This is a genomic window from Nonomuraea sp. NPDC023979, assembly GCF_040639085.1.
Taxonomy (GTDB): domain Bacteria; phylum Actinomycetota; class Actinomycetes; order Streptosporangiales; family Streptosporangiaceae; genus Nonomuraea; species Nonomuraea ceibae.
Genome location: NZ_JBEZZG010000078.1, coordinates 1 through 2798 on the forward strand (window position 1 = coordinate 1; position 2798 = coordinate 2798).

A 2798-nucleotide genomic window follows, 5' to 3' on the forward strand; every position below is an offset into this window, starting at 1 on the left:
CGTCGGCGGCGACCTGGGCCGCCGTGACGAGGCGGCGCTGCCGGGCGGCGGGGTCGGCGCTGAGCTGGGCGGCGCGCTCGTACGCGGCGGAGGCCGAGGCCATGCCCTGCCGGCCGGTGGCGCGTTCGGCGGCGCGTTCCAGCTCGGCGGCGGCCCGCTCGTCGGGGCCGGTGGCGGCGGACGCCCGGTGCCAGGCGCGGCGGTCGGCGTGCTCGTCGCCGTGCAGGACGGCCACCAGGGCGTCGTGGGCGGCGATCCGCTCGGCGAACGTGGCTCCCTGGTAGGCGGCGGCCCGCACCAGCGGATGCCGGAAGGCCAGCGTGGAGCCCGTCAGGTGGATCAGCCCGGCCTTCTCGGCCGGTTCCAGGTCGGGCGCGGCGGCCCCGGCCGCGGCCAGGACGACGGCCGGATCGCCGGTGTCGTCGGCGGCGGCGACGAGCAGCGCCCGCCGGGTGAGCGGCGGCAGCAGGCCGAGCTGCGCGCCGAACGCGGCCTGCACGCGACCCGCCGCGCTGACGCCGCCCGGCGCCGCCGGGAGCGGGCCGAGCAGCCCCGCGCGCTGCTCGGCGGTCATCGCCCGCGACAGCTCGACGAGGGCCAGCGGGTTGCCCTGCGCCTCCGCCGTGACCCGTTCGCGCACGTACGCGGGCAGCTCGCCGCCCGTCCGCGCCGCGAGCAGCGCCGCCGTGGCCGCCTCGTTCAGCCTGCCCAGCCGCAGCTCAGGCAGACCGAGCGGACGCGGCTCGCGCAGGGCGAAGAGCATCACCACGCCCTCGGCGTCCAGCCGCCGCGCGGCGAAGGTCAGCGCGTCCAGGGACGCCTGGTCCACCCACTGCGCGTCGTCCACCAGGCACAGCAGCGCCTGCTCCCCGGCGTGCTCCGACAGCAGCGTCAGCACGGCGAGCCCGATCAGGAAACGGTCGCGGCCGGTGGCCGCGGTCATGCCGAACGCGGCCCGCAACGCCTCCGCCTGCGGCCCGGGGAGCAGGTCCAGGTGGTCCAGGGCGGGCCGCAGCAGCTGGTGCAGGGCGGCGAACGGCAGCTCGTTCTCCGACTCGATCCCGGTCGTCCGCAGCACCCTGCCCGCGCCGGACGCCAGGTGGTCGAGCAGCGCGGTCTTGCCGATGCCCGCCTCGCCGGTCAGCACCAGCGCGGCGCTCGCACCGGCTCCGGCCTCGGTGAGGAGGCGGCGCAACTGTTCTTCTTCGGCGGCCCGACCGTACAACACCCGGCAAATGTACTGGCATGCCGGTCAGGGCGATCGGTCGCATTAGGTCGTCATGACCGATTCGGCGGCGGGGGCCGGGTGCCTACTGTCGGTGCCGTACCCCTACGCCGGCCTGGTTCCGGCCTGATTCGGCAGGAGAGCATGATGACGTTCACCCTGGAGACCGCCCGGCTGCGGCTTCGCCCGTTCACCGAGGAGGAGGCCCGGCACGTGGTGGCCGGGTCGCGCGAGGGCCGTAACTGGAGCCCCGGCTACCCCAGGGACGACGACCGGGACATCGCCGGGCTCGTCCTCAAGGGCGCCGGGGGTGATCCGCTGTTCGGGCCGCTGCAGATCGTGCTGCTCGGGTCGGGCGCGGTCATCGGCGGCCTCGGCTTCTTCGGCCCGCCCGACGAGGCGGGGACCGTCGGGTTCGGGTACGGCGTCGCCCCCGAGGCCGAGGGGCGCGGTTACGCGACCGAGGCGGTGCGGGCGCTGCTGCGGGAGGGCTTCGACGACGGCCGGGTCCGCCGCGCGCTGGCCGACACCGCGCACACCAACGTCGCCTCCCAGCGGGTGCTGGAGAAGGCCGGCCTGCGCCGGGTCTCCTCCGACGACAGCCTGCACTACTACAGTACCGACAATTGACGCTGCGGTGTCGTGCAATTGCGAAATTGCGCAACTGCGTCGACACTGGAGCGCATGAATGCGGGATGCGATGAGTGAGGCCTTCGCGGCGGAGATCCGCAGGCGGGCCGACGAGGCGGCCGAGGCCCTGCGCGCCGCCGAACGGGCCGGTGACGCCGAGGCCGCGCTGGCCGCCGCCGGCGACCTGGACGAGGTGCTCCGGCTGGCGCGCGCCCACGGCGTGACGACGGGCCACGATGAGACGGGCCACGAGACGGGCGGCGAGGCGGGCGGCGAGAGACCGGGGGAGGGGAATGCGTGATGTCCGTCCCGCTGTACGAGGCCAAGGCGGAGCTGTTCCGGCTGCTGGGGCACCCGGTCCGGATCCGCGTGCTGGAGCTGCTCCAGGACGGGCCGAAGCCGGTGCGTGACCTGCTGGCCGCGATCGAGGTGGAGCCCGCCGGGCTGTCGCAGCACCTGGCCGTGCTGCGGCGTTCGGAGCTGGTCACCGCGCGCCGCGACGGCTCGACCGTGGTCTACGCGCTGTCCGGCGGCGACGTGGCCGAGCTGCTGCGCGCCGCCCGCCACCTGCTGCACGCCAAGCTGGCGGGCCGCCACGCCCTGCTCGACGAGCTCGAGGCGGAGGCCGGCAGCCGGTGAACCAGGCGCTCGCCGGGGCGTGGGCCATCGACCGGCTGGAGAGACGGGTCCTTCCTCCGGATGACGGCGGCGGGGCCCGTCCGCATAGGGCTTTTCCCGAAAGCGTCAGCTAAGGTCCCGGGTTAGGAAAGTTTCCTAACTAGGGAGTTCGCATGAAACTCGCCGTGATCGGGGGCGGCTCGACCTACACCCCCGAGCTCATCGACGGCTTCGCGCGGCTGCGCGACGAGCTGCCGCTGACCGAGATCGCGCTGGTGGACCCGGACGCCTCCAGGCTCGGGCTGGTGGCGGGCATGGCGCGCCG

The 2798-nt window shown here is 75.1% G+C and carries 4 protein-coding genes and 1 pseudogene; 4 read left to right on the top strand and 1 reads right to left on the bottom strand.

Annotation, left to right across the window (positions count from 1 at the left end; genetic code table 11):
• Positions 1 to 1228: ATP-binding protein (locus tag AB0G11_RS48825; RefSeq protein ID WP_357594145.1), on the bottom strand; the 1228-nt coding region annotated here is incomplete at its 3' end.
• A gap of 141 nt (positions 1229 to 1369) precedes the next feature.
• Here AB0G11_RS48825 and AB0G11_RS48830 point away from each other — a divergent pair.
• The 4 genes and pseudogenes from AB0G11_RS48830 to AB0G11_RS48845 all read left to right on the top strand — a co-directional run.
• Positions 1370 to 1855, top strand: coding sequence for a GNAT family N-acetyltransferase (locus AB0G11_RS48830; RefSeq protein ID WP_357594147.1), 486 nt, complete (start codon positions 1370 to 1372; stop codon positions 1853 to 1855).
• A 70-nt stretch (positions 1856 to 1925) separates the two neighbouring features.
• Positions 1926 to 2156, top strand: coding sequence for a hypothetical protein (locus tag AB0G11_RS48835; RefSeq protein WP_357594149.1), 231 nt, complete (start codon positions 1926 to 1928; stop codon positions 2154 to 2156).
• Positions 2156 to 2494, top strand: a complete 339-nt coding sequence (locus AB0G11_RS48840) for a metalloregulator ArsR/SmtB family transcription factor (RefSeq protein WP_219508681.1) — start codon at positions 2156 to 2158, stop codon at positions 2492 to 2494. The genes AB0G11_RS48835 and AB0G11_RS48840 overlap by 1 nt, the downstream gene beginning before the upstream one ends.
• 152 nt (positions 2495 to 2646) lie before the next feature.
• Positions 2647 to 2798: pseudogene (locus tag AB0G11_RS48845) on the top strand (6-phospho-beta-glucosidase); the annotation flags it as partial.